Annotated in this window: 2 protein-coding genes and 2 pseudogenes; 2 read left to right on the top strand and 2 right to left on the bottom strand. The window is 39.3% G+C overall.

Going from position 1 to position 2,270, the window contains the following annotated elements; translation table 11 throughout:
* Positions 1-143 precede the first annotated feature (143 nt).
* Both BQ5796_RS15790 and BQ5796_RS15785 read left to right on the top strand, forming a co-directional pair.
* Positions 144-524 (top strand): hypothetical protein, encoded by a 381-nt coding sequence (locus BQ5796_RS15790; protein WP_071461341.1) that lies wholly within the window; start codon positions 144-146, stop codon positions 522-524.
* Positions 525-545: 21 nt separating this feature from the next.
* Positions 546-989, top strand: a complete 444-nt coding sequence (locus BQ5796_RS15785; protein ID WP_071460636.1) for an SMI1/KNR4 family protein — start codon at positions 546-548, stop codon at positions 987-989.
* A gap of 360 nt (positions 990-1,349) precedes the next feature.
* On the opposite strand, the pseudogene istB reads toward BQ5796_RS15785, so the two are convergent.
* Positions 1,350-2,086: pseudogene (gene istB, locus BQ5796_RS15780) on the bottom strand (IS21-like element helper ATPase IstB).
* A pseudogene (locus BQ5796_RS15775) lies at positions 2,086-2,270 on the bottom strand (IS21 family transposase); the annotation flags it as partial. The pseudogenes BQ5796_RS15775 and istB, both read right to left, overlap by 1 nt.

Here is a 2,270-nt window from a genome sequence, read left to right as displayed (position 1 = left end):
CAAAGCCGAAAGTGGCCAAGCGAGCACAGCAGCCGAGAAGGCAAACCTAAACGAGGATAGAGAAGCGGGCAGGAAATCCAAATAGCGCAGGAAACTTAGACAGCCTCGATCCGCCTAAACAAAAGTCACTGGTAAGGCTGGATTTGCAGAAGTTTGCTGGTAATAAGGGTACGGGTAATGTTGAAACTCCTAACCTGCAAACAGGTAAAGGGTATGATGCAGGTGATGCTCCTGTACAAATTGAAGGTCCATGGACAATTAATGATTTAAAGCAAGGTTTATTGGGGCATTCACCAAGAGGACTTAATAAACCAGATTTACATCATGGAGGACAAATGCCAGGTGGAGCAAAGCATGAGATAATTCCTTCGCAACATAGAAATAATTCAGCGCTTCACCAGAATAAATATAATCAAGGTGTTACTCCTGTAATGCGTCAATCAGATAGACAGTTGCATTGGTGGTATAGAGCAAGGGAACAAGGTGCCGATGATATATTACCTGAATGGATTTACGATAAATAATCTTTTTTGGAGTTGAACGGAATGGACTATAATATTTTTCTTGAAATTGTTAATGAAACCAGAAACAAAAGACCGATATGGTTTGGATTGGAGTCAGAACCTAAAGGTAATGATAGTCAAATTGAGAAAGTTGAAAAAGCATTATCTCTTTCCCTACCCGAGGAATATAAATGCTTTGTAAAAGAATTTGGGGGTGGCTATTTCGCTCTTACCAATATATTTTCAGTAAATGAACTTGGTGATTGGTTTATTGTCAACTTAAATAGTCAAATAGGACTTATAGAAACACATTCCTTTTTAGCTGTTTCTGATATTGAAACTGGTGATTATTATGGGTTTACGCTTGAAAAAGGGGTTTGTGGTTCAAGGGTTATGTTCTATGACCATGAAATTAATAAAATTGAAGAAACAAAGTATGAAAATTTATATGAATATATTTTAGACGTTGGACTAAATCCTAGGTAAATGTACCGATTTGTTACTTTAGAGCCTCGATAAGTTTAAGACTTTCGAGGTTCTTTATTTTCAGCGGTAGATAAATGTTCATGTTTGAATTAAGAGTACAGGTTGGTAAGCAGACGCACTAGTTTAGTTCTGTCACAAAGATATAAAAACTACCGCACCTAACTACTTGATTTATATTTGCACACAAGAATGACAAAGGCTGATCCTGTTAATAACATCGACCCAAAAGCATCAAAGGCAGCCTATAATTATGCCATCGGAGATGATATTCGAACGATTAGGAGCAAGAATGTTTTTTGCAAGCAAAAAGTGCAGAAAAGTGCAGCGAAAATTACATAGGCTTGCAGTTTACTTTTCACATTAAATCCCATCATTCGCTTTAACGGTGGAAAGGGCATTTTTCAATCGGTAGCTTTCCCCTGTGAACGCGATGACATGTGCATGGTGCACCAATCTGTCCACAAGGGCTGAAGTTAGACGGTTATCCCCAAAAACCCGATTCCACTGACCAAATTCCAAATTTGAGGTTACAATCACACTCTTGTGCTCGTAACAGTCTGCAATAATGTGAAACAATAATTCCGACCCTTGCTTTTGAAAAGGGACATATCCCAATTCATCCAGTATAAGCAAATCGCACTTCTCAATCTGCCGTTTTAATCTTTGTAAGGTACCTTCTTTCATCGCTTCCTCTAATTGCCCCACCAAATCAGCCACCCTAAAGAAACGGACCTCAAAGCCCTGTTCACATGCCTTAACACCTAAAGCCGTTCCTAGATGCGTTTTTCCTGTGCCTGGCGTCCCCATAAGTAGTAGATTCTGTTTTTCCTTTATAAAACGAAGGTCACAGATTCCCTCTTTCGAGGTTGTCGCCGGTAAGTGCAGCTGGTCGACCATTCATAATCCCTAAGCCATTTAAGCTCTCTAAATTTAGCCTTTTTTATCAGTCTAGCGATTTTGGTGGTTTGTCTGGAATTGACTTCAATCGATAGAACATCACGTAAAAATTGTTCTTTGCTTTCAAAAGGGACTTCCTCAAACTCCTCGATAATATGGGCAAGGTGGAGTGTTTTACAAATGGCCTTTAAATCGGTCATCAGGACACACCTCCCTCTAAGGAAGGACAAAGCCTTTTATCATAAGTGTGCAAATCTGTTTCATAGTTAAGCAAAATATCAGGCGTGTGTACTTCGGTTAATTTTTCTGGATAAGTAGCTTCCTTAGCTTCTAGGATATAACCCAATTCATGTGGTGCTCTTTCAAGCCGTTCTTCTGCTTCCA

The sequence above is a fragment of the Bacillus massilinigeriensis genome (genome assembly GCF_900111815.1).
Taxonomy (GTDB): Bacteria; Bacillota; Bacilli; order Bacillales; family Cytobacillaceae; genus Mesobacillus_C; species Mesobacillus_C mediterraneensis.
The sequence above is the reverse complement of the archived record's forward strand: the minus strand, read 5'-3'. Positions and strand labels throughout refer to the sequence as shown.

What these genes read in the sequence shown, in the direction of transcription:
- BQ5796_RS15785 (WP_071460636.1), top strand. Translation starts at nt 546, where the DNA reads ATGGACTATAATATTTTTCTTGAAATTGTTAATGAAACCAGAAACAAA.